We start from the raw sequence: 26083 nt of genomic DNA, 5'->3' as shown, positions 1-26083 counted from the left end.
CTTCAATTTTTTCCGTAATATATCCACGAGAGTGTGCGGTGGCAGACGCAAGGCCACCATAATGATCAACAATAACCACATTATTATGTTGGATAGCTATTAGTAGGGGTTCACATGCAGGGCACCAAAAAGGCGCTTTTCGTTGGTGGTTTGTTGCTGGCCGTGGTCAGCAGCGGCGTGCAGGCTGAAGCACTACAGCCCGATCCTGCCTGGCAGCAGGGTAAGCTTGATAATGGTTTTACCTGGCAGTTATTAACCACGCCACAGCGCCCCGGCGATCGGGTTGAGCTGCGTCTGGTTGTTAATGCCGGGTCGCTGCTGGAAAACGCGCAGCAGGTAGGTTTTGCCCATTTTCTTCCCCGTCTGGCCTTAGCGCCCGGCGATAAGCTGTCTGCCGCCCAGCGGCCTTCTATGTGGATGCAGGATGCTAACAGCTCACGCGTCCTGCCTCCGGTCATTGTCTCGTATGACTTCACATCGTATAACCTGAGCTTACCGAATAATCGCCCTGAACTGCTGAAGGAAGCGCTGACGTGGCTTTCGGAAAGCGCAGGGCAGATGACGTTCGACGAAAAAAGCCTACAGGCTGCGTTGAAGGTGCCCGATCAGGTGGCAACCTTTCCGGTTAACCCACAAGATCCGAGCTGGCGCTATCGCCTGAAAGGTTCACCCCTGCTGGCGCACGATCCTGCTCAGGATGTCAAACCGCCGTTGAATGGCGAGCAGCTCCAGCAGTTTTATAAAACCTGGTACACGCCAGATGCGATGACGCTCTACATCGTTGGTCATGTGGATAACCGCAGCGTAATCGAGCAGGTCGGGAAAGTCTTCTCCCCGCTGGAAGGGAAACGTGAAGCGCCAGCGCCGTTGCCGACATTAAGCCCGCTACCGCCGCAGGCGATCAGCCTGATGAATAACAACGTCCAGCAGGATACGCTGTCGCTGATGTGGGATGCCCCGTGGCACCCGATTCGTGAATCGCAGGCGTTGGTTCGCTACTGGCTGGGCGATATGACGCGGGAAGCGATGTTCTGGCACCTACAACAGGCGCTGGAGAAGAGCTCACTGAAGAGCAACAACCTCCGCTTCGACTGCAATGTGTTTTATACCCGTTCTCAGTGTGCAATCCATATGGATGTACCGAATAGCGAGGCTGTTGAGCCGGGCGTGACGTTTATGGCGCGTGAGCTAGCGACGCTGCGTGAAAAAGGGCTGACACAGCAAGAGTTTGATGCACTGATTGCACGCAAGACGGACGAGCTGAACAAGCTGTTTGCGACCTATGCGCGTACCAGCACGGACATCCTGATGGATCAGCGCCTGCGCTCCCAGCAGAATGGCGTTGTGGATATCGCTCCCGAGCAGTATCAGAAGCTGCGTCAGACTTATCTGTCTGCGTTGACGCTCGATATGCTGAATCAGGAACTGCACCAGCAGCTGGCACAGGATACGACGCTGATGCTGATCCAACAGCCCGGTGAACCGGAAGCGAATATGAAGGCGTTGCAGGAAACCTACGACCAGATTATGACGCCAACTGCCGAGCCTGTTGCCAGCACCGCGGCGGCTGCGCCGGAAGGGGCCATTCCTGAAGGCACGAAACCGCAGGAAACGGCGCCCGCTGCACAGTAAGTTATTAATCAGTAAGTCTTTAATCAGAAAATAGTAAAGGCCGCGATTGCGGCCTTTACTTATTATCACGCTACGTACGGTTTACGCAGGCATTGCCTCAAGCGGGATAATTGCCCCACGGTATTGGATGACCGTGCTGGCCGTCAGGTGGCCGCGCTGTGCGGCTTCCTGCGTGCTGCCGCCGTTCAGACGCACTGCCAGATAACCTGCGCTGAAAGAGTCGCCCGCAGCGGTGGTATCGACCACTTTCTCTTTTGGCAATTTGATCGCGGGAACATCAACCAGCTCTTGCCCGCGTTCTGACACGATGCAGGAATCGGCACCGCGTTTGATGACCACTTCGTTAACACCCAAACCGTGCGTCCGATCCAGCACCGCTTCCAGCGGCTTCGTGCCCCACAGCATGTCTTCATCATCCAGTGTCAGGAAAGCGATATCGGTACAGGACAGGATGTCGGTGTAGGCCTGCTGCGTTTCTTCCTTGCTCTGCCACAGACGTGGACGGTAGTTGTTATCAAAAATTACTTTACCGCCGTTGGCGCGGCAGGCGCGCAGCAGGGCGAGGAGACGCTGGCGGCTTTCGGCGTTCAGAATCGCCAGGCTGATGCCGCTCAGGTAGAGATAGTCAAATTGTGCCAGTGATTGACCGATTTTTTCTGCTTCCGGGCTGTCCAGCCAGTAGCGGGCAGCGGCATCATTACGCCAATAGTAGAACGTACGCTCGCCGCTATCGTCGGTTTCAATGAAGTATAAACCGGGCAGCTTGTTGTCCAGTCGCTGAATCAGGTCGGTTTTCACCCCTTCTTTCTGCCAGGCAGCCACCATCTCGGTACTGAAGCTATCGGTGCCGAGGGCGGTCACGTAATGCACGCCCAGCTTATCGGCGTTTACCTGACGGGCAATGTAAACGGCAGTGTTCAGCGTATCGCCGCCAAATCCACGGTTAAGATCCGTGCCCTTCTGCGACAGTTCGATCATGCATTCGCCGATTACGGCAATGTTAGTAGTTGTCATCACTTTTGGCCTGTTTGAAAAGGTACCCTGCACCTGATGTTATTGGGGATAAAAAATGCGGAAATTAACGTCAGTCTCAACATTACGCGAGACTGAGTCAATAGCCTTGAAACGATGTTTTATTTTTTCATGACGCAGATCGGAAAACCAGTGCTTTCACGCTGCTTTTAGCGATCGGAGGACGGTTCTTTCTCCTGCTCATTCTGATCTGACGAGGTGTCGCCTTTGTAATTCGCCGTTGCGATCCAGGCGGCGCAGAAGAGCGTCAAACGAGCGAAGAAATAGAAGAACGCCATCAGGCCAATGACCGAGCCGAACGCGGCACCGGAAGGTGAGCTAGCCAGTTTAGGCAGCGCGACGGTCATCGCGAACTTGATGATTTCAAAGCCCACGGCGGCGATCAGCGTGCCGCGAAAGAGCGCTTTGCGTTTGGGTTTATGGCGCGGTAAAACGAAAAATATCCACAGAAATAACAGATAGTTGGCGAAAATGGAGATTGACAGGGCAATCAGCGTCAACGCGGGGCGCAGCCACTCGATGCCATCCAGCCCCAGCGCGGTCACAATCATGTTCTGCGCGGTGCCAGCAACGGAGGTCAGGAAAAGCGTAATAATGAGCGCAATAACCAGACCGGTCAGCGACAGGAAATCCCGCGTGTACTGAAAGTAAATCTTCTCTTCATCTTTCGGGTTCCGTTCCCACACGTCGCGCGACTGGGCGCGAATCGCCTCACGCAGGTTTCCCATCCAACTGATGCCGGAATAGAGCGCGATCAGCAAACCGGTAATCCCGACGGTGGTACGCTGCTGAACGGCGGTGTTGACGGTACTTTTCAGCGTGTTAGCCAGATTGGGATCGCTGATACTGTTAACGATGCGGTTAATCAGCTCCGTCAGCAGATCGGGATTAGAAGCCAGCACGAAACCCACGGCGGCAAAAGACACCATGAGGATAGGGATCAGCGACAGAAAGGAAAAATAGGTAATGGCCGCGCCAAACTGGTTGCCCATGCGATCGTTGAAACGTTCGCCCGCGCGGATCAGGTGCGCCACACTGGGGACCGCCTGAATACGTGCGACCAGACGCTTGCTCTTGCCCAGAAACGAGAGGGGTTTCTGTGATGATTTATCCCCTTCTGGGGTTGACGATGTTGACTGGCGATCCGGGTCTACCGGTACAGGCATTGCGTTTCTCCTGTGTTCGGGATTAGTTTAGTAGCATAAGGTTGATTATAACCAACAATATAAGAATGTTACTTTTCGATATTTTTGAACGTACGTCATACACGGACGTTAAGCGAGTGAATTTTCCATGCCAACACCTTCCCCATCCGAACCGTCGCTGAGCGGTCTGCGCCTTAATCTGCGTATTATTTCGATTGTGGCGTTCAACTTCGCCAGCTATCTGAATATCGGCCTGCCGTTGGCGGTGCTGCCGGGATATGTGCACGATCATCTTGGCTATAGCGCATTCTGGGCCGGGCTGGTGATCAGCCTGCAATACTTCTCCACGCTAGTGAGCCGCCCGCATGCGGGCCGCAGCGCCGACGAAAAAGGGCCGAAGAAAATCGTCGTCTGGGGGCTGGCTGGCGTCATGCTGAGCGGAGTGTTTTATCTGCTGGCCGCCTTTAGCGACGCCTCGCCCGTGATTACGCTGCTGCTACTGTGCCTCGGGCGTATTGTGTTAGGTGCCGGACAGAGCTTTGCCGGTACTGGCGCAACGCTCTGGGGCGTCGGCGTGGTCGGTTCCCGACACATCGGACGCGTGATTTCATGGAACGGCATTGCGACTTACGGCGCGATGGCAATTGGCGCACCGCTCGGCGTCTGGCTCAACCATATCGGTGGGCTAAAACTGCTTTCCGTATGCATTATCCTGATCGCAGCCGTGGCGATTGTTCTCGCGCTGCCGCGCCCTGCGGTGCAGGTCGCACCGGGGAAAAAGATTCCCTTCCGCGAAGTGCTGGGGAAAGTCTGGGTTTACGGCATTATTCTGGCGATCGCCTCTGCGGGTTTTGGTGTGATCGCCACCTTCATCACGCTGTTTTATGCCGATCGGAATTGGGAAGGTGCGGCGCTGACGCTGACCATTTTCAGCTGTGCCTTTGTCGGCGCACGGCTGGTATTTCCTAATAGTATTCAGCGATTTGGCGGATTGCGCGTGGCGATGGCGTGCTTTGTGGTTGAGATCGTGGGCTTGCTGCTGGTCTGGGGAGCGACGCAGCCGCTAATGGCGGAAGTCGGTGCGTTCCTCGCGGGGGCGGGTTTCTCTCTGGTGTTCCCGGCATTAGGCGTTGTCGCCGTCAAGGCGGTATCACCGCAGAATCAGGGCAGCGCGCTGGCAACCTATACGATATTTCTCGACTTGTCGCTGGGCATCATCGGGCCGGTGGCGGGCGTGCTGATGGCCTATACCGGTATCGCCTCTATTTATCTGGCGGCGGCGCTGTTAGGGCTATGCGGTCTGGCACTGACGTGGCGACTGACTCAGCGGATCGCTAACGTATAAGAGAACAACAGTAGCCACCTCGGTGGCTACTGTCAGACGATAACGCCGATTATTTCAGCTTCAGGGTGTGGATGATGCCTTCTGCTTCGCTCTGTGCCTGTTGCTGATTGCTGGCTGGCAGCGTGATCTGCAAGGTCAGCAGTTGGTTTTCCACTTTGCCCAGCACGACAGAGGAATAAGCCTGCTGTCCGCTGCTGGTGATAATGCTGTCGAGCTGTTGCAGCTTCTTGCCGTCAACGTCGATGGTTTTGTTGGTGACGACCTGAAGATTGGCATCACGCGTGCGTTGCTGGTCTTCCAGACGCTGCGCCAGCACGGTCAACTCTTCTGTGGTGTTGTCGCCCAGAATCACGATGACTGCTTTCTGTCCATTGTCATTGGCGTAAACGTGCATGTTGTTCGCTTGCGTACCGACTTTACCGCTTTGATCACGCATATCGGCTGGCAGGGTAAATGCCACCTTGCCATTCATTAATTCAATATTCTGACCTGCGCTGGCTTCTGCGGCAGGTTTATCTTGCGCGCCCGATTTTGCAGCGTCATCCGTTTTGCCATCACAGGCAGCAAGCAGGCCGACAAGCAAGCCGACACCGAGGTATTTGATTACATTCGACATGGGATCCCTTTCTCTCGTTTTTGAAACCGATAATCGTTTTAAACAGGTAATAACAGTATGGCACCCTATTCAGGTAGCAAAAACAAGCATTTTGTTGTTGCAAACCGTTGTTAGTACCTGCGTTATTTTTACAAAACGATGAGTGACTTAAGGGGAAAAGGCGGCGTAGATCGCCGCCCGATTGGCATTAATGGTGGCTGCTGACGGAACGGTAGTCGGCTGAGTCTTTCTGTTCGCTTAGACGTTTAAGCACCATGTTCAGCATGACGCCGTACATCGGCAGGAAGAACGCCAGGCTGATCAGCAGTTTGAAGGCATAGTCCACCATCGCGATTTCAACCCAGTTTGCCGCCATGAAGGCATCGGTGCTGCGGTAAAACGCAATGAAGAAAAAGGCCAGCGTATCGCTAAAATTACCAAACACGGTCGACACGGCCGGCGCGACCCACCACGCGCATTTCTGGCGCAGGCGGTTGAAGACGTGAACATCCAGAATCTGGCCGAGAACATAGGCCATGAAGCTGGCGCAGGCGATACGCGCCACGACAATATTCACCTGGCTTAACGCCTCGAATGATTGCCACGACCCCTGATAAAACAGGCACGACACCAGATAGGAAATCACCAGCGCAGGCACCATCACGGTCAGAATGATACGACGCGCCAGCGGCGCACCGAAAACCCGAACCGTCAGGTCAGTTGCCAGAAAAATAAACGGGAAGGTAAACGCGCCCCAGGTGGTATGAAAACCGAAAATCAATACCGGGAGCTGGACCAGATAATTACTCGACGTAATGATCAGGACATGGAACAACGATAGCCAGATCAGCGCCGTAAGCCGCTGCTGGGGAGTAAAACGATACATAATGTGACCTTTTTGGTTATTGGGGTTAGGGAACCCAAGAAATAGCGTGCAGATTTATGCTGCAACGCGGCGGCATAATACGCAATTGCTTCGCTAATGCAATTATTTCGCTACGACCATGTGTTTTGCCAGGAAAGTATGGTTGTTTTCTGCGCAAACGTTGTCGTCGCTTGCGTCGGGAAATCCTCAGCGTAAACTAAGGCGGTTTTTTGATTCCAGCACTGAGAACGTTGATGACCGATCCCTTTACCAACCCGGATAAAACCCTTGATGCACAGGGGCTGCGCTGCCCTGAGCCTGTAATGATGGTGCGTAAGACGGTACGCCAGATGGAAACCGGGCAAACGCTGCTGATTATTGCCGACGATCCGGCCACCACCCGCGATATTCCCGGTTTTTGCGTGTACATGGAGCATGAGCTTCTGGCACAGGAGACCGAGCAGGTTCCCTATCGGTATCTGCTGCGCAAAGGTTAATACTCGTCATACTTCAAGCCGCAGGTGCGCGGTGTTGCACCGCGCACCGTAGACCGCTATTAGTCCTGTTTTCTCAATAGCCGCAGCGCGTTGGCGGTGACCAGCGCGGTTGCGCCGGAATCCGCCAGCACGGCCAGCCACAGTCCGGTAATGCCCAGAATACTGGTGACCAGAAATACCGCTTTCAGCCCCAGTGCGATGGTAATGTTCTGGCGGATATTGCGCTGCGTCGCCCGCGACAGGCTAATCATGGCGGCCAGCCCGGTTAGGCGGCTGTGCGTTAAGGCGGCATCGGCCGTCTCCAGCGCCACATCGGTACCGCTTCCCATCGCAATCCCGATCGTTGCCGCTTTCATTGCCGGTGCGTCGTTGATGCCATCACCAACCATCGCTACGGGATGCTGCTTGCTCAATTCGCTGACTGCCGCGACCTTGTCAGCAGGGAGCAGGCTGGCGCGGTAATCGATCCCTAATGTCGCTGCAATGGCTGCCGCCGCGCGGGGATTATCGCCCGTGAGCATGACGCCACGAATCCCTAACTGCTGCAAGGCATCCAGCGCCTCACGCGCATCGTGGCGTAGCGTATCGCTCAGTGCCAGCACGCCGAGCAGGTTGTCGTCTTCTTGCACCACCACGACGGTTTTCCCTTCGTTCTCCAGCGCATCAACCCGTTGCAACCAGTCGGCATCAAGCAGATCGGGCGCGACACGAGTCGGGGCGCTGACCTGAATCCGCTTGCCGCCTATCGTGCCTTCCACGCCGACTCCCGCCAGCGCTTTGCGGTTTTCCGCCATTGGCAGGAACGTGCTGCTGGATCGCGCATGCTGGACGATCGCTTTGGCAAGCGGGTGGTGCGAACCGGACTCCACCGCGGCGGTGCGGGTTAACAGCGCCGTTGCGCTAACGCCCACGGCGGGCAATACGTCCGTCACCTGCGGTTTGCCTTCCGTCAGCGTACCCGTTTTATCGAACGCGATAGTCTTGATACTGCCCAGCGATTCCAGCGCCGCGCCGCCTTTAATCAGCGCCCCACGGCGTGTTGCGGCAGCGAGCCCGGACGTAATTGCCGCAGGCGTAGAGATCACCAGCGCGCACGGACAGCCGATTAACAGCAGCGTCAGGCCGCGATAAATCCACTCTTGCCACGGCTGCGCCAGCAGTAGCGGCGGCACCAGAATCACCAGCAGTGAAAGCAGCATGATGGCTGGCGTGTAGTAACGGCTGAACTTATCGAGGAAGCGTTCTATCGGCGCACGGCGCTCTTCCGCTTCTTCTATCAGTTGCAGAATGCGGTCAATCGCGCTGTTGCCCGGTTGTGAGACCACGCGTAGCTGCACGACTCGATCGACACACAGGCTGCCGGCGGCGATTTTTTCCCCCGGCGTACGCTCAACGGGAACCGATTCACCGGTCAGGGCGCTTTCATCAAAGCTGGCATCGCTGTTCAAGAGCTCCGCATCGGCCGGGAGCCGCCCACCGGGGGCGACTTCAATCACGTCACCGGGAACCAGACTGGTGACAGGAACGAGGCGTCGCTGCCCATTGCTGACGACCGTGGCATCTTCGGGAAGCAGTGCCATCAGCGCCGTTACGCCCCGTCGTGCGCGGTTTGCCGCGTAAGACTCCAGGTACTCGCCCAGCATAAACAGCAGCAGGATGACGGTGGCTTCGGTGGTGGCGCCAATCAAGAGCGCCCCGATGGAAGCCACGCTCATCAGCGTTTCAATCGCGAAGGGTGTACCCGTGCGAATGAGTTGTACCGTTTTTTTCAGGATCGGAATTAGCCCGACAATCGTGGTCGCGATAAACGCGATCTGCCCGCCGCGCTCGCTTAGCAGGGAAAGTCCCCAGCTTGCAGCAGCCAGCAGAGTGAAAAGTATTAAGAAACCATATTCATGCACGAAACGACGTACGGTCGAGGTGTTGGGTGGAGCGAGAGGGAGTGCGGTGTCCTGCAAGGTGAAGCCCGCTTGCTGAACGGCATGTTGAACCTGAGGACGAATATCGGTGTTGGCATCAACAACCAGTTTTTCGGTAGCGAACAGCACTTTGGCTTGTTCAATTCCGGTGAGATTTTTTACTGCATTTTCAATTTTACGTGCGCAGCTGGGACAATCCATCCCGCTGATTTTCCAGCTGAAACGCTGGTGGGATCGGGGCCTGTCGCTGTCTCCGCCGTCGGGGTCGTCTGAATCCGCGCTACCGCCGCTGTCTGATGACGACTGATCTGTGCCACACGCGCTCTGCACTACGGCGTCAGACGTGTGTTTGGTTGAACAGCAACTGTGGTCGGCGTGGTTTGAATGCTGCGTGTGCTCGTTGCAGCAGCTTTTGGCGCGGCGTGGCGCGTGGTGAACGCTGTTATTGCAGCAGGCTGATTTCTCAGCGCTGTGGTTATGCTGATGAGAGTGCATATCTTCCTCCGTTGTTGAACCTATCCCATTAGGGCTATTTCATTTGCCATTTTGAACCTGGGCAGTGCTCGCACAAACGCGATAGCGTTTGAACACACTTCAGGGTGGCCCGTAGGGTGAGCGAAGCGAATAAATCCTCACGTACGACGTGTACGCTCCGGTTTCTGCGCGCTGTCCGTGTCCAAACTGGCTGCACCAATAACGCCTACTGGAATAGGTTATTAGTGATTACGATTCTCATCAGGAACTTTACACCGCCGCTTAATGCTTAGCCAGATTTTCGTGAGCGCCGCGAACGTCAGAAATAGAGAGAGCGAACGATCAGGAAATGGCCGCCAAAATAGCCCGCCGCGACAATCGCCTGATGGGCGCGGAACGGAAAACGGTAATGGTGAATCAGCCAGGCCGCATGGGCGATAAACAGCAGTACGGTGCCCGTCAGCAGGGAGAAATTCGCGTTTGTCCCCAGCGCAAAATAGCGCTCTCCAGCAATCCAGACCATCAGCGTCGTCATGATGATAAAGGCGCAAGCGGGCCAGCGCTGTGCTTCTAGTCGTCCCCAGACAATGGCGATCAGGATTGCGGCCAGAATGACGAGCGTTAATGCCAGCGGCCAGAAGAACGTGAGCGAAATCTGTCCGGTAAAAAAGCTAATGGTGTACAGCAGATGGGAGAGGAAATAAGCGCCAAATGCGTAGAGCAGGCGCTGAGTCGGCAGCAACAGCAGGGTGTCTGCGACCAGCGTGGCCAGCAGCCCCAGCACAATCAGATAGCCCGGCACGCCAAGCAGCGGCGTCTGCCAGGCCAGAGCTAGCAGCAGTAGCATCGTGACGGGTTTGAATAACCAACGCTGCCACGTTGGACCACGGTAGCTGGCGTCCACATACAACCAACCAGAAAAAAGCACAGCAATAAATGACCAAAGCATAGCGTGTCCTTTTTGTGTTTTTGTTTGTGTCAGAATAAAAATAAACCGTTCTTTATTCAGTGTAGGGGATTGTGGGGAAGTTAAACAACACGGGGGGAGACGGATGCGACTTCTGTGAGCTTCATGTTATGTTATCGCCTGTTTTTATTGTAGATGGGCGCCGTGAAGTCTTGAAGGGAGTATTGTGTTGAATGAGTAATGAATCCGCGCTTTATCGTATTCAATTTATAAATAACGGTAAGAATTACCAGCTTTACGTGCGTGAGTTGGTGCAGAGCAGCCTGTTCGGTTTTATTGAAATTGCCGACTTCGTGTTTGATAGCCAGTCTACGGTGTTGGTTGACCCGTCAACCGAGAAACTGAAAACGGAATTCTCCGGCGTTAGCCGCAGTTTCATCCCTCTACAGGCGATCATTCGCATTGATGCCGTGACGGAAAAAGGCAGCGCTCGCATTTCTGATTTAGGCGATAACGTTGCTGCGTTCCCTTATCTTCCCGGCAAGAAACCCTGATGAATGACTTTCCCTGGCTGTTGGCGTTGGCCGTTGGTGCGATTCTGGTGCTGGCGGCGCGGCAATATCGACGCCAACGCCAGCGGGAAGCGCAGAATGACGCGGCTCCGCTGCGGATTGTGGCTGCTGAGGTGAAACACAAACGCGAATTTCCCCGCAGTCGTCGGCGTGCGCGTGAGCATCAGGGAATGGTTGTAGAGGATATGCTTTATGAGGTCACGTTCAGGCCGATTACCGGCGGCGCAACTATCACGCTGCGCCTTGAGCACGCGGATTATCACCCGCTTGATACCGGCATGCAGGGTTCGTTGCAGCTAAAGGGCACGCGCTTTATTCGCTTTGTGCCCCAGCAGAAGTAGCGATTACGGCTTCGGTGGCTTAGGTTGCTTTTTCTGCCACGCCAGCAGTTCAAACACGCCAAAAAGGAAAATGCGTGCCTGAAGCGCGCGGCTCAGCGCGGGACTGTCTTTCGGCTGGCTGGATTTTAACAGCAGCAGCTGAAAACCATGCATCAGGATCATAAACACCATCGCCACAGTCATGAAGATATTCAACGGCTTGGGGAACGGCTGAATCAGGTTAAGCAACAAAAATCCCCACACGCCCAGCATCAATATCCTGCCAAGGTTAATCAAAATCATCTCTTACCCTTACGTTGCTGCGAAGATCACTGACGGATGTATAAACGGTAGGCGACCTGGCCCGCAATTTTTTCACGGTGCAGTTGCCAATTTTCCGGGATAGTCAGCTGCGCATTTTCCGCCTCTGTTTCCACGTAAATCCACGCGTCTGGTGCCAGCCAGCCCTGTTGTTCCAGCAGAGCAAGCGTGTTGTTCAGCAGTTCTTTGCGAAACGGTGGATCGAGAAACACAACGTCAAACGGTGTGCCCGGCTTCGCCAGCCAGCTCAGGGCATCAGTCTTGACCACCTCGGCGTTTTCCGCCCGAAGCAGCGCCAGATTTTGCGTTAATTGCTGGGCGACTGCACGCTCCATCTCCAGTAATGTGGCGTGCGCAGCATAACGAGAAAGGGCTTCCAGCCCGAGCGCACCGCTGCCGGCAAAACAGTCTAGGCAGCGTGCCTGTTGAATGACGGGAGCCAGCCAGTTAAACAGTGTTTCCCGCACGCGATCGGTGGTGGGACGTAAACCGGGGCTATCAGGAACCGGAAGTTTTCTGCCGCGCCATTGACCACCGATGATTCGGATTTGTCCGGCGGCTGACGATGCATTTTTTTTAGCCATAGCTCACAGGGTTATTGTTGTGCCGCATCATCATGGTGTGGATGCGGGCAGGAAATTTCTGGCGCTATTCTAGCGGCGGTTACGTGTAGAGGGAATGTTAAGATGGACGTTAAGGCGCTTAACCCAAAATTTTGTGCTGTCTGCGGCCTTTCGATCACGTACGGTGTTTGACACACTTCGTTACGGACATTGCCTTTCGTTACGAAGATTGTCGGCAGCGCGGAGAATTGTCTGCCATTGCCCCCGTTGGCCGCGTGTTGCTGTCGGCAGGAAAGTGTTAAACTTGTTGTTTAAATATGATTTTCATTGATTGATTCGCTGCGGTGAGCAGCGTGGAGCGCGATCGCACATGTCAAAAGAAAAGAAGCGCGGTTTTTTTTCCTGGCTGGGATTAGGGAAACAGGAAGAAAAACAACAAGAGCAACCGCAAGAGCAGCCGGTTGTCGAAGAACAGCCGTCAGCGGCAGAGTCGGATATTGCAGCATCAACTAAGCAGGCCGTTGAACAAACTAAGCAGACCGCTGAACACGCGCCGGAGCCAGTGCTGCCGGAAGCGCCTGTTGTTCTGGAAAAGTCTGTCGTTGAAGAAAAGGTCCAGGTTGAAGCGGAAGCATTGGCCCAACTGGTCGCCGAGCGTGAGGTTACCGCAGCGGCAGAAGAACCGACCGTCGCTGTCCCGGAAGCCAATGCTTCTGAATCCATTGTTTCTGAACCAACAGCATCTGCCCCCATTATTTCTGAAACAGACGATCGTGACGCGATCGATCATGACGTCCTCGATCGGGATATCGCCGATCCGATTGTGCAGACCGAGATCGCCGAACGCGCGACGGTAGTTGATGCAGAACCGGACGTTGCGCAGCAGGAAGAGCAAGAATACGAAGAACCAGAGCAGGCACAGCCAGATGATGTTCCGGCTGTGGCGCAAGAGCAGGAACGCCCGACGAAAGAAGGTTTCTTCGCTCGCCTGAAACGCAGTCTGGTAAAAACGCGCCAGAACCTCGGTTCAGGATTTATCGGATTGTTTCGCGGTAAGAAAATCGACGACGATCTGTTTGACGAACTGGAAGAACAACTGCTGGTTGCGGATGTCGGGGTTGAGACGACCCGTAAGATCATCGGTAGCCTGACGGAGCACGCCAGCCGCCGCCAACTGAAAGATGCTGATACGCTTTTTGTGAAGCTGAAAGAAGAAATGGCGGAGATTCTTGCTAAGGTGGACGCCCCGCTGAATATCGAAGGCAAAACGCCGTATGTCATTCTGATGGTTGGCGTTAATGGCGTGGGTAAAACCACCACCATCGGGAAAATGGCACGCCAGTTCCAGGCGCAGGGCAAATCTGTGATGCTGGCGGCGGGGGATACTTTCCGTGCAGCGGCGGTCGAGCAACTTCAGGTCTGGGGACAGCGCAACAACGTAGCGGTGGTCGCACAGCATACGGGTGCGGATTCGGCATCGGTGATTTTCGATGCGATTCAGGCAGCGAAAGCGCGCGGCGTTGATGTCCTGATTGCGGATACCGCGGGTCGCTTGCAGAACAAAGCGCACCTGATGGAAGAGCTGAAAAAGATTGTGCGCGTGATGAAAAAGCTGGACGAAGACGCGCCGCATGAAGTGATGCTGACGCTGGATGCGAGCACCGGACAGAACGCGGTGAGTCAGGCCAAGCTGTTTAATGAAGCGGTTGGGCTGACGGGGATTACCTTAACTAAGCTGGATGGTACCGCGAAAGGCGGGGTGATTTTCGCCATTGCCGACCAGTTCGCTATTCCTATCCGCTATATTGGGGTAGGTGAAGGTATTGAAGATTTACGGCCATTCAAGGCCGACGATTTTATTGAGGCACTTTTTGCCCGAGAGGATTAAAACGGATGATTCGTTTTGAACAGGTCAGTAAAGCTTACCTCGGTGGGCGTCAGGCATTACAAGGGGTGGATTTCCATCTGCGCCCAGCGGAAATGGCGTTCCTGACCGGCCATTCCGGCGCAGGGAAAAGTACCCTGCTGAAACTGATTTGTGGCATTGAACGTCCCAGCGCGGGTCAGATTTTGTTTGGCGGTCACAATATCAGCCGCCTGAAAAAACGCGAAGTCCCATTCCTGCGACGCCAGATCGGCATGATCTTTCAGGATCACCATCTGCTGATGGAACGCACGGTCTATGACAACGTCGCGATGCCGCTCATCATCGCGGGAGCCAGCAGTGAGGATATCCGTCGTCGGGTATCCGCCGCGCTGGACAAGGTTGGCCTGCTGGATAAAGCGAAGAACTATCCTATCCAGCTGTCCGGCGGTGAACAGCAGCGTGTTGGCATTGCGCGCGCAGTGGTGAACAAACCCGCGGTGTTGCTGGCGGATGAACCGACCGGTAACCTGGACGAAGCGCTGTCAGAAGGTATTTTGCGCCTGTTTGAAGAATTCAATCGTGTTGGCGTCACTGTCCTGATGGCGACGCATGATACTGGGCTTATCGCCCGCCGTAATTACCGTGTGCTGACGCTGTCGGATGGCCGCATGGTGGGGGGAAACCATAATGGCGAATAACGTCCGTAATGCGAAAAAGCCTGTCGCAAAAGCGAAAGCGCTGCGCGGTGGCTGGCAGGAACAGTGGCGCTATGCCTGGACCAATACGCTGGCTGATATGCTGCGCCAGCCGCTGGCTACTTTTCTGACCGTGATGGTCATCGCGATCTCGCTGGCGTTGCCCAGCATCTGCTATCTGGTCTGGAAAAACGTCAGTCAGGCGGCCACGCAGTGGTATCCCTCGCCGCAGCTGACGGTGTATCTGGATAAATCACTGGATGACAACGCGGCGCAGGCGGTTATCACGCAGCTTCAATCTGAAGACGGCGTCGATAAAGTCAATTATCTGTCGCGCAATGAAGCGATGGGCGAGTTCCGCAACTGGTCCGGTTTTGGCGGCGCGCTGGATATGTTGGAAGAGAATCCGCTGCCGGCCGTAGCGATTATCACGCCGAAAATGAGTTTTCAGGATTCCACCACGCTGACGACGCTGCGCGACCGTGTGGCGGCGACGCAGGGCGTGGATGAAGTACGGATGGACGACAGCTGGTTTGCGCGGCTGGTAGCGTTGACTAATCTGGTTGGGCAAATTTCCGCGACGATTGGCGTCCTGATGGTGGTTGCCGTCTTTTTGGTGATCGGCAACAGCGTGCGCCTGAGTATTTTCAGCCGCCGTGAAACCATCAATGTGATGAAACTGATCGGTGCGACGGACGGCTTTATTCTGCGTCCGTTCCTGAATGGTGGGGCGGCGATGGGCGTGGGCGGCGCGGTGCTGTCACTGATTTTATCGCAGGCGCTGGTCTGGAAGCTGGATGCGGTGGTGGCGCAGGTGGCTTCCGTCTTCGGTACGACCTTTGCCGTCAAAGGATTGAGCTGGGATGAATCCCTACTGCTGCTGTTAATCGCCGGCATGATTGGCTGGTTGGCCGCCTGGCTGGCAACCGTGCAACATTTACGCCGTTTTACACCACAGTAAGCGTTTTCTGGTATAATTATCCCCTGTAATTCAGACCGTATTGCAGGGGAAATCTCCTCAGCGACATCTCTTCTTTTTTGCTCTTCCCGCTGTGTTTTCCCCTTGGTTTAGCGTGTGTGAGTGGCTCGTTTTTCCCCTGCTTGATCTCTGGCATGAGGTGAATAAAATGAGAGGAACTTGCGAGCGAAATCACAGTCTGAATAGACAGATTTTAGGATTTGATTAATCTGGTTTTAGGGTTTTTCATAAAATAAGCGTTAAGGTGCCGTGTTTTGCCATCTTCGCGCAAAACGATGCGGTGAAGCAGTGCTAAGATAGCCGACTGCAATATGACGAGTAGAGCAACTGAGAGGGTTGAATGACCAAAGATATGCAAACTTTCACCTTAGTTCCCCAGGGCAGTCTGGAAGGGTATATTCGTGCCGCCAATGCCTATCCGATGCTGACGGCGGAGGAAGAGCGGGCGCTGGCTGAACGGCTGCATTATCAGGGCGATCTGGATGCGGCTAAGCACCTGATTCTGTCACACCTGCGTTTTGTTATTCACGTTGCCCGTAACTATTCCGGCTACGGCCTGCCGCAGGCGGACCTGATTCAGGAAGGGAACATCGGCCTGATGAAGGCGGTACGTCGCTTTAACCCTGAAGTTGGCGTGCGTCTGGTTTCTTTCGCCGTGCATTGGATCAAAGCCGAAATTCATGAATACGTGCTGCGTAACTGGCGTATCGTGAAAGTCGCGACCACCAAAGCACAGCGTAAGCTGTTCTTTAACCTGCGTAAGTCGAAAACGCGCCTCGGCTGGTTTAATCAGGATGAAGTCGAACTGGTGGCGCGTGAACTTGGCGTGACCAGCAAAGACGTGCGTGAGATGGAATCCCGCATGGCGGCGCAGGACATGACGTTCGATCCGACGCCGGAAGAAGATTCGCATGACGGCAAGGCGATGTCGCCGATGCTTTACCTACAGGATAAATCGTCTGATTTTGCCGATGGCATTGAAGAAGATAACTGGGAAACGCATGCGGCCGATAAGCTCACCTACGCGCTGGAAGGGCTGGATGAACGCAGTCAGCATATTATTCGCGCCCGCTGGCTGGATGATGACAACAAATCTACCTTGCAGGAGCTGGCCGATAAGTACGGCGTTTCTGCAGAGCGTGTGCGTCAGTTAGAAAAGAATGCGATGAAAAAACTGCGAGCGGCGATAGAAGCCTAATCGCTCTCATCGTCTCTTTCTGTAGCGACCGGGTAATGCCCGGTCGTTTTGTTTTTGTCTGGTGTCAGGTTTTAGAGCGTGGCTTAGGGTTTCTCTGGGTTGAGTTGGTCAAGAATCAACGGCGTTTCTTTTCTGCGAATATAGCGCCAGCCGCCGGACACCGGTGAGAAGCCGCAGGACACCATAAACCGCGCCAGCACTTCCTCTTTGATCGCCGCATGATCGGCCGTGGCCAGCCACCACTCTTTAACCTCAGGAAGCTGATGACGCGCTTCATCAATCAAGAGTTTCCCGACGCCCCGCCGCCGCGTGACTTCCCGCACCATCAGATCGCTCAGTTCCGCATATTCTCCTTCAATCTCGACCAGCATGCCGCCTAATAGCCGATCGTTAAAACGGGCGGCAAATAATCGCCGATCGGGTGTGAGCTCTTCCTCAAGTAAATCAATGTTCTGATGTGGCCAGATTTTTGCCAGATCAATTTTATCCTGAGGGCTGAATCGGGTGAGGCATTCAACGGTTAGTTTCATTTTTATCGGCACTCCATCATATGAGTGAAGAATAATGTAGTTGTTTTGTAGTGGATCAGTTGTGTAATTTGAGCGTTATGGTTAATAGGGCAAATGTTTTTCTCATTCTTTGTTTTTCGAGTAATCCATCAACAATTAATGCACAAAGCAGAATATCTGACTATATATAAATTGAATGCTGGTTTTTGCATCTGGCATTTTGTGCTGTTTGCTCCGCTTGTTTCTGACAATGTGAGTTGATTTGCAGCATAATATTCCTGTTTAATAATATGAAAAATAAAGCCTTATTAGAAATCATTACTAATAATAACCTAAGCCTTTCTTACTTATAAGAAAATAGCTGGTTATGGCAGAAGGCGGTCAGGTTTTCGGCAATATCCATAATGACAGATGGGGTAAAAAGAATGAAATTCAGTAAAGGTAAAGTATTGCTGATGGGTTGTATGGCTGCGGCGTTGAGTCACGCGGTCAGCGCTGCCGATATTAAGGTTGCCGTTGTGGGTGCCATGTCTGGCCCCGTTGCACAGTATGGCGATATGGAGTTCATTGGTGCACGTCAGGCCATTGAAGACATTAACGCAAAAGGCGGCGTAAACGGTAACAAGCTGGTTGGCGTTGAATATGATGACGCGTGCGACCCTAAGCAGGCGGTTGCCGTCGCGAACAAAGTCATCAATGACGGTATCCGTTATGTGATTGGCCATCTGTGTTCCTCCTCAACGCAGCCTGCGTCTGATATCTATGAAGAAGAAGGCGTGATCATGATTACGCCTGCGGCAACCAACGCCGACTTAACCACGCGCGGCTACAAAATGGTGCTGCGCACGACGGGGCTGGATTCCGATCAGGGGCCAACCTCAGCAAAATACATTGTCGAAACCATCAAACCGCAGCGTATCGCCGTGGTTCATGACAAACAGCAATATGGTGAAGGCCTGGCCCGCTCTGTTCAGGATAGCCTGAAAAAAGCCGGTGCGAATGTTGTGCTGTTTGAAGGTGTGACGGCGGGTGATAAAGATTTCTCCACGCTGGTTGCGCGTCTGAAGAAAGAGAATGTCGATTTCGTTTATTTCGGCGGCTACTACCCAGAAATGGGGCAGATTCTGCGTCAGGCGCGTCAGGCTGGCATGACCACCAAATTCATGGGCCCGGAAGGCGTGGGTAACTCGTCGCTGTCCAACATCGCAGGCGATGCGTCTGAAGGTATGCTGGTGACGCTGCCGAAGCGTTACGATCAGGTTCCTGCTAACCAGCCGATTGTCGATGCGCTGAAAGCTAAGAAACTGGATCCAACCGGCCCGTTCGTCTGGACGACCTACGCTGCGCTTCAATCTCTGACCACGGCGATGACGCGTACGGGTAGCGATGCGCCGGAAAAACTGGTTGCGGATCTGAAAGCGAACCCTGTGGATACGGTAATGGGACCATTAAGCTGGGATGCAAAAGGCGACCTGAAAGGGTTTGAATTTGGCGTATTTGAGTGGCACAAAGACGGTACGTCCAGCGCAGTGAAATAATCATCATGCCGGGAGGCGGGTAACGGATGAAGACGCCGTTGTCTGCCTCTTCGGCCTGAAGAATATTCTTCGCTCGCTGAGTATGTACCAATAATAATCCCTCAATACCGAAGCCCCCGTTGCCGCAAGGCGCGGGGGCAGCATTTAAGGTTAAGGTATGTCCGAGCAGTTCCTCTACTTTTTTCAGCAGATGTTCAACGGCCTGACGTTGGGCAGCACCTATGCGCTGATCGCCATTGGCTACACCATGGTTTACGGCATTATCGGCATGATTAACTTCGCACACGGCGAAGTGTATATGATCGGTAGCTATGTCTCCTTTATTGTGATTGCGGCCCTGATGATGATGGGCATTGATGCTGGCTGGCTCCTGATTGGTGTCGCCTTCATTGCCGCCGTGGTCATTTCCAGCGCCTACGGCTGGAGTATCGAACGGGTGGCCTACCGACCTGTTCGAACGTCAAAGCGCCTGATTGCGCTGATTTCTGCCATCGGGATGTCAATTTTCCTGCAAAACTACGTCAGCCTGAATCAGGGCTCGCGTGATGTTGCGCTGCCGAGTCTGGTGACCGGCCAGTGGGTGCTGGGCGAAAGCAATGGCTTTGCCGCGACGATTAGCACCATGCAGTTGACCATCTGGATTGTTACGTTCCTCGCCATGCTGGCACTGACGCTATTTATTCGCTATTCCCGTATGGGTCGCGCCTGCCGCGCCTGTGCGGAAGACCTGAAAATGGCTAGCCTGTTAGGTATCAGCACCGATCGCGTGATCTCCCTGACTTTCGTCATTGGTGCGCTCATGGCCGCCGTTGCGGGCGTGCTGCTGGGGCAATTCTACGGCGTCATCAACCCCTATATCGGCTTTATGGCCGGGATGAAAGCCTTTACGGCGGCGGTACTGGGTGGAATCGGCAGCATCCCTGGTGCAATGATCGGTGGGCTGATTTTGGGTGTAGCCGAAGCGCTGACGTCCGCTTACCTGAGCACGGAATACAAAGATGCGGTGTCGTTTGCGCTGCTGATTGTGGTGCTGTTGGTGATGCCAACCGGTATTCTGGGTCGCCCGGAGGTTGAGAAAGTATGAAACAGCTCAACCTGTTTAATGCGTTGGTTTCCGCGTTCATGCTGCTGGTGCTGGCCTCGTTCTTAATGGGCATGCAGTTGGCGCTGGATGGCACCAAGTTGGTGGTGCGCGGTGCCGATGAAGTCCGCTGGTATTGGATTGGCGCGGGCTGCATCGTGGTGTTCTTCTTCCAGTTGATTCGCCCGTTCTTCCAGCAAAGCATCAAGAAATTCTCTGCACCGTCGTTGGTGCTGCCGAGCTTTGATGGCAGTACGCCACGGCAGAAGGTATTAGCGGCGGCATTGATTATCGCCGCTATCGCCTGGCCGTTTCTGGTATCGCGCGGTACGGTGGATATCGCCACGCTCACGCTGATTTACGTGATGCTGGGTCTGGGCTTGAACGTCGTGGTTGGCCTGTCCGGCCTGCTGGTCTTGGGCTATGGCGGATTTTACGCCATTGGCGCCTATACCTATGCGCTGCTGAACCACTATTACGGATTGGGCTTCTGGGAAAGTCTGCCGCTGGCGGGCATGGTGGCGGCGCTGTCCGGCTTCCTGCTTGGTTTCCCGGTGCTACGTTTGCGCGGCGACTATCTGGCGATTGTGACGCTCGGATTCGGCGAGATTGTCCGTATCCTGCTGCTGAATAACACTGAAATTACCGGTGGCCCGAACGGCATCAGCCAGATCCCTAAACCGACCTTCTTTGGTCTGGAATTTGGCCGCAGTGCGCGCGACGGCGGTTGGGATACGTTCCACAACTTCTTCGGTCTGCAATATGACCCCAGCGATCGCGTCATCTTCCTGTATCTGGTCGCGCTGCTGCTGGTGGTGTTGACTCTGTTTGTGATTAACCGCCTGCTGCGGATGCCGTTAGGACGTGCGTGGGAAGCGCTGCGCGATGATGAAATCGCCTGTCGCTCTCTGGGGCTGAGCCCAACGCGCACCAAGCTGACCGCTTTCACTATCAGCGCCGCGTTTGCCGGTTTTGCCGGTACGCTGTTTGCCGCGCGTCAGGGCTTCGTTAGTCCGGAATCGTTCACCTTCGCTGAATCTGCCTTTGTGCTGGCCATCGTCGTGCTGGGCGGAATGGGCTCGCAGTTTGCGGTCATTCTTGCTGCAATCTTGCTGGTCGTGTCCCGCGAGCTGATGCGCGATCTGAATGAATACAGCATGCTGCTTCTGGGTGCGTTGATGGTTCTGATGATGATTTGGCGTCCGCAAGGCCTGCTGCCGATGAAGCGTCCTGAGATGAAGTTGAAAGTCGCGAAGAAGGAAGAGCAAGCATGAGCACGCAGCCACTATTATCAGTCAGAGGTCTGATGATGCGTTTTGGCGGCCTGCTGGCGGTCAACAACGTTGAAATGGATATTCATGCGGGCGAAATCGTCTCGCTGATCGGCCCGAACGGCGCGGGGAAAACCACGGTCTTTAACTGCCTGACCGGTTTTTATCGCCCGAGCGGTGGCACCATCATGCTGCGCGATCGTCATTTGGAAGGGCTGCCTGGTCAAGCCATTGCCCGAATGGGCGTGGTGCGCACATTCCAGCACGTTCGCCTGTTCCGTGAAATGACGGTGGTGGAGAACCTGCTGGTGGCACAGCATCAGCACCTGAAAAGCGGTGTGTTTGCCGGGCTGTTGAAAACGCCGGGCTTTCGTCGTGCGGAAGCCGATGCGCAGGAGCGCGCCGCGGTGTGGCTGGAGCGTATCGGTCTGCTGGATTTAGCGAACCGTCAGGCGGGGAATCTGGCTTACGGCCAGCAGCGCCGTCTGGAAATCGCCCGCTGCATGGTGACGCGGCCTGAACTGCTGATGCTGGATGAGCCTGCGGCTGGCCTGAACCCGAAAGAAACTGACGAGTTAAATCAGCTGATTGCGGAATTGCGCGATAGCCATCAGGTGTCCGTGTTGTTGATTGAACATGATATGAAACTGGTGATGGGAATTTCCGACCGGATTTATGTCGTCAATCAGGGAACGCCGCTGGCACAAGGCACCCCAGCTGAAATTCGTAACAACCCGGATGTCATCCGTGCATATCTGGGTGAAGGATAACGTTTATGCTGTCATTACATCAGGTTTCGGCCCACTACGGAAAAATTCAGGCACTGCATCAGGTGAGCCTGCATATTAATCAGGGCGAGATTGTTACGCTGATCGGCGCGAACGGTGCCGGTAAAACCACGCTGTTGGGTACGCTGTGCGGCGATCCACGCGCGACGGAAGGCACCATCACGTTTGACGGTAAGGACATCACGAACTGGCAGACCGCGCAGATTATGCGCGAAGCTATCGCGATTGTGCCGGAAGGGCGTCGCGTCTTTTCCCGCATGACGGTAGAAGAAAATCTGGCGATGGGTGGGTTCTTTGCCGAGCGCGATCAGTATCAGGAGCGCATTGCGCGCGTCTACGATCTGTTCCCGCGTCTGTATGAACGACGCGCCCAGCGTTCCGGCACGATGTCCGGCGGTGAACAGCAGATGCTGGCGATTGGCCGTGCGCTGATGAGCCAGCCGCGTTTACTGCTGCTGGACGAGCCATCGCTGGGTCTGGCACCGATCATCATCCTGCAAATTTTCGACACGATCCAGCAACTGCGTGAAGAGGGCATGACCATCTTCCTGGTAGAGCAAAACGCCAATCAGGCGCTGAAACTGGCAGACCGGGGTTATGTACTTGAAAACGGTCATGTCGTGTTGGAAGATACCGGTGCGGCATTGTTAGCTAATGAAGCGGTACGTTCGGCCTATCTGGGCGGATAATTTTAGAGCAGATCTACCCTAAATCATTCGAGCTGCGGAACGCCAACGCGCAGGCAGCTTGAAGGATGACAGGGGGAATCGTTATCGGGCCGGTTTACCGGCCTGTTTCGTAGAAGGGTTAAGAAGAGATGGCCATTGAAGGGTTGTTAGCGCACCGCATCGCTCAGTTAAAAAGTTCTGCCATCCGTGAACTGCTGAAACACAGCAAGATGGAAAATATTATCTCGCTGGCTGGTGGGATTCCGTCAGATGCACTATTTGATTTCGAAGGGCTAAGTCAGGCCACGCAGTTAGCGATTACCGAACAGCCGAAAACGGCATTTCAGTATGGTTTAACCGAAGGCAGTGGCGTGTTGCGCGATCGCATTGCCGAACTGTGTGCCGTACGCGGCGTAAAAACGCGCGGTGACGATATTGTCGTGACAGCCGGTTCGCAGCAGGCGCTTGACCTGATCATGCGCTCGATGGTCGATCCAGGTGACGTGTTTGTCGTTGAACGCCCGACTTATCTGGCGGCGCTGCAAACGCTGGAACTGGCGCAGGCGCAGGTGATGTCTGTGTCATCTGATGCCGACGGCATGGTCGTTGATGAGCTGGAAGAGCTGCTGAAGAAACAGCGCATCAAAGGCGTTTATATCGTTCCGAACTTCGGTAACCCGAGCGGCGTGACGCTGAGCTATGAACGTCGCCTGAAATTGATTCAACTGGCAGAGCGATACGGTTTTGTCATTATCGAAGACGATCCCTATGGCGAGCTACGCTTCACCGAGGAGCGCAACCCGACGCTGTTCCAACTGGCGCAGGAGCAACTGGGGAGCACGGAATACGTGCTGTATACCTCTACGTTCTCGAAGGTGCTGGCACCGGGGCTGCGTCTCGGCTGGGCGATTCTGCCGGATTGGCTGTTGCACAAAGTGGCGATTATCAAACAGGCCGCTGACCTGCATGCCAGCGCGCTATCGCAGACTGTCGCAGAATGCTATCTGGGGCTGGGCCGTCTGGATACGCAGATCGAGAAAATTCGTCACGCCTATAAGCACAAAGGCGAACTGCTGGCGCAACTGGTCGAGAAGGAACTGGGTGATGTGATCACCTTCAACCAGCCGAAGGGCGGGATGTTCCTGTGGGCGAAGTTCCGTCAGGACGATTTCAACACGACGGAATGGCTGAAGAAGACGCTGGAGCAGGGCGTTGTCTTCGTGCCGGGCGAGTTCTTCTTCCCGGACAATATCGATTACTCAACGCTGCGCCTGTCCTTTGCGACGGCAACGGATGAGCAAATGCATGAAGCGGTGGCACGCCTGCGTCGGGCGCTGTAATCGCCGATAACGGGTAACCTGTGAATGTAAAAAAACCGCTGAGATTTCAGCGGTTTTTCTTTTTTAGCGTCGCGTTAATCGCTCGTGTGTTTAAAAGGTTTCCCAGTTTGTGTGACTCGAATTACCGGCCAGCGCCAGTTTGGGTCTGGACAGTTTCGCCACCGGTGGTGCGGCACGCTGTGGCTGGATACCTTCGATTTTGAATACGCTCATCAACTCAACCAGATGTCTGGCCTGTTGACTCAGGCTATCCGCGGCGGAAGCGGACTCTTCAACCAGCGCGGCGTTCTGCTGGGTGACCTGATCGAGCTGATTGACCGCATCGTTGACCTGAGAAACGCCCTGTTCCTGCTCGTGGGTGGTCAGGCCGATCTCGTTGATGAGATTGGCGACACGCTGCGACTGTTCCACGACTTCTTCGATGGTTACGCCGGCTTCGTTAACTAACCGCTCGCCCGCTTCCACTTTTCCTACGCTGATGCCAATCAGATCCTTGATCTCGCGTGCAGCCGAGGCGGAGCGTTGAGCCAGAGAACGTACTTCTCCGGCCACCACCGCGAACCCGCGTCCCTGTTCTCCGGCACGGGCGGCTTCGACAGCAGCGTTGAGCGCCAGAATGTTGGTCTGGAAAGCAATACCGTCAATCACACCGATAATATCGCCGATTTTACGCGAGCTGGCGGTGATCTCTTCCATTGTCCGCACGACGTTGTTAACGACATCTCCGCCTTTGCGGGCCGCTGCGCTGGCCGAGTTGGCAAGCTGTGCCGCGCTACGCACGGTGTCGGCGTTCTGTCTCACCGTGGTATTCATTTCTTCCATGGAAGCGGCGGTTTCTTGTAGATTCGCGGCCTGTTCTTCCGTGCGTTGGCTCAGATCGGTATTGCCGATGGCAATCTGGCTGGCACCCGTGGCGATAGACTCGCTGCTTTGATGCACTTGCCCGACGATGTTGCTCAGGCTTTGGCGCATCTCTTCCATCGCCGCCAGAATGCTGGTGGTGTCTCCGGTACGCCGTTCAATCGCGATGGCAAGATTCCCTTGTGCGACCTGACGCGTAATCTCCAGCGTATAAGCGGGCTCTCCGCCAAGCTGACGCTTAATTTTCCGGGTGATCCACCAGGCAACAATACCTCCCAGCACCGAGGCACACAGCGTGAGAACCAGCATTAAGGTACCGGCATTGAACGCTTCTTTCTCGGATTGGTTGGCGATCTCTATCGTGAGGTATTTCTGTCGCTCAGCCATTTTATCCAGTGCGGTGAATACGTTTGCCTGTGCGGCGCGTACCTCCGTCAGCAGAAAGTTGCGAAACGCGTCGTGCTGGCTGGTCATCGCCAGATCAATCGCTTTCCTCATGTTGCTGATATAGGCGGGGAGAGCCTGTTCCAGTGTGGCAACCAGCGCTTTAGTCTCGCTGCTCACCGCGTTGTTACGTATTTGTGCCAGCAACTCGTTATTACGTGCGATAGATTTCTCAATGCGCTCCTTTTCCGTCTTCATCTGCTGTTGATCGTTTAGAAGTGCAATATTTCTGATGGCGCGAGCGGTGTCGTTAACGTTGTCTCTAAATTCCTGCATGAGCAGAAGATTGGTAATACGGACTTGTGACAGGATCTGAATGTTTCCCCCGAGCTTTTCTAACTGCGTGCGACCCAGTATGGCGACTAAAAACCCAATGACGATAATTAGCGTAAAACCCGTTCCTAACATTTTTCCCAAGCTTATATTCTTCATGATGTACCTTTTTTAATTATTGAAATTTGACACAGCAGGTGTCGTTATTTTAGGGGTGATGGTACAGATGCGATTCACCCCGTGAGTTTTATGGCTTTCATCATTCCATTTATCCCATAGTGCACTTTCTCATGCGGGTGTGTTGGTGACGTTGATACTCCAGCTGCTGCGTTGGCGGAGGAATAGGTCGTCACTTTCATGCACGTAGGGAATGCCTGTTGGGAA

Annotated in this window: 25 protein-coding genes; 15 read left to right on the top strand and 10 right to left on the bottom strand. The window is 54.6% G+C overall.

The genetic code is table 11. The features are described 5' to 3' along the window. Positions 1–114 precede the first annotated feature (114 nt). A complete protein-coding gene (locus tag BUB06_RS14975) occupies positions 115–1632 on the top strand; it encodes a M16 family metallopeptidase (protein ID WP_039474765.1) in 1518 nt (505 codons plus the stop codon). Between the two features lie 81 nt (positions 1633–1713). On the opposite strand, the gene kdgK is transcribed toward BUB06_RS14975, so the two are convergent. Continuing rightward, positions 1714–2646 carry a 2-dehydro-3-deoxygluconokinase gene (gene kdgK / locus BUB06_RS14970; protein WP_039474767.1) on the bottom strand — a complete coding sequence of 311 codons (933 nt, stop codon included), beginning with the start codon at positions 2644–2646 and terminating at the stop codon, positions 1714–1716. Positions 2647–2813: 167 nt separating this feature from the next. Next, positions 2814–3830 (bottom strand): inner membrane protein YhjD, encoded by a 1017-nt coding sequence (yhjD, locus tag BUB06_RS14965; protein ID WP_039474770.1) that lies wholly within the window; start codon positions 3828–3830, stop codon positions 2814–2816. 127 nt (positions 3831–3957) lie between these two features. Between yhjD and BUB06_RS14960 the strand changes: the two genes are divergently transcribed. Further along, positions 3958–5154, top strand: a complete 1197-nt coding sequence (locus tag BUB06_RS14960) for an MFS transporter (RefSeq protein ID WP_039474772.1) — start codon at positions 3958–3960, stop codon at positions 5152–5154. Positions 5155–5203: 49 nt separating this feature from the next. Here the strand turns inward: BUB06_RS14960 and BUB06_RS14955 are convergent, their stop codons facing one another. Together BUB06_RS14955 and BUB06_RS14950 are read right to left on the bottom strand one after the other, a co-directional pair. Next, entirely contained in the window at positions 5204–5770 is a 567-nt protein-coding gene (locus BUB06_RS14955; protein WP_039474775.1) for a DcrB family lipoprotein, read from the bottom strand. Between the two features lie 187 nt (positions 5771–5957). Further along, a complete protein-coding gene (locus BUB06_RS14950; RefSeq protein ID WP_039474778.1) occupies positions 5958–6635 on the bottom strand; it encodes a 7-cyano-7-deazaguanine/7-aminomethyl-7-deazaguanine transporter in 678 nt (225 codons plus the stop codon). A gap of 233 nt (positions 6636–6868) precedes the next feature. On the opposite strand from BUB06_RS14950, the gene tusA reads away from it, so the two are divergent. After that, complete coding sequence (gene tusA / locus BUB06_RS14945; protein WP_010309387.1) at positions 6869–7111, top strand: sulfurtransferase TusA; 243 nt, start codon at positions 6869–6871, stop codon at positions 7109–7111. Positions 7112–7170: 59 nt separating this feature from the next. Here tusA and BUB06_RS14940 read toward each other — a convergent pair whose 3' ends face one another. Together BUB06_RS14940 and BUB06_RS14930 are read right to left on the bottom strand one after the other, a co-directional pair. Further along, a complete protein-coding gene (locus BUB06_RS14940) occupies positions 7171–9525 on the bottom strand; it encodes a zinc/cadmium/mercury/lead-transporting ATPase (protein ID WP_039474781.1) in 2355 nt (784 codons plus the stop codon). A gap of 298 nt (positions 9526–9823) precedes the next feature. Further along, a complete protein-coding gene (locus tag BUB06_RS14930; protein WP_039474783.1) occupies positions 9824–10453 on the bottom strand; it encodes a lysoplasmalogenase in 630 nt (209 codons plus the stop codon). A 191-nt stretch (positions 10454–10644) separates the two neighbouring features. On the opposite strand from BUB06_RS14930, the gene BUB06_RS14925 reads away from it, so the two are divergent. After that, entirely contained in the window at positions 10645–10965 is a 321-nt protein-coding gene (locus BUB06_RS14925; protein WP_010306578.1) for a DUF1820 family protein, read from the top strand. After that, the gene (locus tag BUB06_RS14920) at positions 10965–11324 is read left to right on the top strand and encodes a DUF2500 domain-containing protein (protein WP_010306575.1); all 360 of its coding nucleotides are present in this window, start codon (positions 10965–10967) and stop codon (positions 11322–11324) included. Before BUB06_RS14925 ends, BUB06_RS14920 begins: the two co-directional genes overlap by 1 nt. Before the next feature lie 3 nt (positions 11325–11327). Here BUB06_RS14920 and BUB06_RS14915 read toward each other — a convergent pair whose 3' ends face one another. Beyond that, the gene (locus tag BUB06_RS14915; RefSeq protein ID WP_161797661.1) at positions 11328–11603 is read right to left on the bottom strand and encodes a DUF1145 family protein; all 276 of its coding nucleotides are present in this window, start codon (positions 11601–11603) and stop codon (positions 11328–11330) included. 29 nt (positions 11604–11632) lie between these two features. Then, positions 11633–12208 carry a 16S rRNA (guanine(966)-N(2))-methyltransferase gene (gene rsmD, locus BUB06_RS14910; RefSeq protein WP_039474788.1) on the bottom strand — a complete coding sequence of 192 codons (576 nt, stop codon included), beginning with the start codon at positions 12206–12208 and terminating at the stop codon, positions 11633–11635. A 349-nt stretch (positions 12209–12557) separates the two neighbouring features. On the opposite strand from rsmD, the gene ftsY reads away from it, so the two are divergent. From ftsY to rpoH, 4 genes are all read left to right on the top strand, one after another. Further along, positions 12558–14075 carry a signal recognition particle-docking protein FtsY gene (gene ftsY / locus BUB06_RS14905; RefSeq protein ID WP_039474791.1) on the top strand — a complete coding sequence of 506 codons (1518 nt, stop codon included), beginning with the start codon at positions 12558–12560 and terminating at the stop codon, positions 14073–14075. 5 nt (positions 14076–14080) lie between these two features. Continuing rightward, positions 14081–14752 (top strand): cell division ATP-binding protein FtsE, encoded by a 672-nt coding sequence (gene ftsE / locus BUB06_RS14900; RefSeq protein WP_010306560.1) that lies wholly within the window; start codon positions 14081–14083, stop codon positions 14750–14752. After that, positions 14742–15710, top strand: a complete 969-nt coding sequence (ftsX, locus tag BUB06_RS14895; RefSeq protein WP_010306557.1) for a permease-like cell division protein FtsX — start codon at positions 14742–14744, stop codon at positions 15708–15710. The genes ftsE and ftsX overlap by 11 nt, the downstream gene beginning before the upstream one ends. A 358-nt stretch (positions 15711–16068) precedes the next feature. After that, entirely contained in the window at positions 16069–16926 is an 858-nt protein-coding gene (gene rpoH / locus BUB06_RS14890; protein WP_010306553.1) for an RNA polymerase sigma factor RpoH, read from the top strand. An 83-nt stretch (positions 16927–17009) separates the two neighbouring features. On the opposite strand, the gene panM is transcribed toward rpoH, so the two are convergent. Then, entirely contained in the window at positions 17010–17456 is a 447-nt protein-coding gene (gene panM / locus BUB06_RS14885; protein WP_010306549.1) for an aspartate 1-decarboxylase autocleavage activator PanM, read from the bottom strand. Between the two features lie 404 nt (positions 17457–17860). On the opposite strand from panM, the gene BUB06_RS14880 reads away from it, so the two are divergent. The 6 genes from BUB06_RS14880 to BUB06_RS14855 all read left to right on the top strand — a co-directional run bounded on the left by BUB06_RS14880 (position 17861) and on the right by BUB06_RS14855 (position 24121). Next, entirely contained in the window at positions 17861–18973 is a 1113-nt protein-coding gene (locus BUB06_RS14880; RefSeq protein ID WP_010306545.1) for a branched-chain amino acid ABC transporter substrate-binding protein, read from the top strand. Positions 18974–19130: 157 nt separating this feature from the next. Continuing rightward, a complete protein-coding gene (gene livH / locus BUB06_RS14875; protein WP_010306541.1) occupies positions 19131–20057 on the top strand; it encodes a high-affinity branched-chain amino acid ABC transporter permease LivH in 927 nt (308 codons plus the stop codon). Next, positions 20054–21328 (top strand): high-affinity branched-chain amino acid ABC transporter permease LivM, encoded by a 1275-nt coding sequence (locus tag BUB06_RS14870; protein WP_039474795.1) that lies wholly within the window; start codon positions 20054–20056, stop codon positions 21326–21328. The genes livH and BUB06_RS14870 overlap by 4 nt, the downstream gene beginning before the upstream one ends. Next, entirely contained in the window at positions 21325–22095 is a 771-nt protein-coding gene (gene livG / locus BUB06_RS14865; RefSeq protein WP_010306533.1) for a high-affinity branched-chain amino acid ABC transporter ATP-binding protein LivG, read from the top strand. The genes BUB06_RS14870 and livG overlap by 4 nt, the downstream gene beginning before the upstream one ends. A 5-nt stretch (positions 22096–22100) precedes the next feature. Next, a complete protein-coding gene (gene livF / locus BUB06_RS14860; protein ID WP_010306529.1) occupies positions 22101–22802 on the top strand; it encodes a high-affinity branched-chain amino acid ABC transporter ATP-binding protein LivF in 702 nt (233 codons plus the stop codon). Between the two features lie 128 nt (positions 22803–22930). Then, positions 22931–24121, top strand: coding sequence for an aminotransferase-like domain-containing protein (locus BUB06_RS14855; RefSeq protein ID WP_039474800.1), 1191 nt, complete (start codon positions 22931–22933; stop codon positions 24119–24121). Positions 24122–24211: 90 nt separating this feature from the next. Here the strand turns inward: BUB06_RS14855 and BUB06_RS14850 are convergent, their stop codons facing one another. After that, a complete protein-coding gene (locus BUB06_RS14850) occupies positions 24212–25858 on the bottom strand; it encodes a methyl-accepting chemotaxis protein (protein WP_039474802.1) in 1647 nt (548 codons plus the stop codon). Positions 25859–26083: the final 225 nt, after the last annotated feature.

This window comes from Pectobacterium carotovorum (assembly GCF_900129615.1).
GTDB classification, from domain to species: domain Bacteria; phylum Pseudomonadota; class Gammaproteobacteria; order Enterobacterales; family Enterobacteriaceae; genus Pectobacterium; species Pectobacterium carotovorum.
This window is presented reverse-complemented; position numbering and strand designations above follow the sequence as displayed.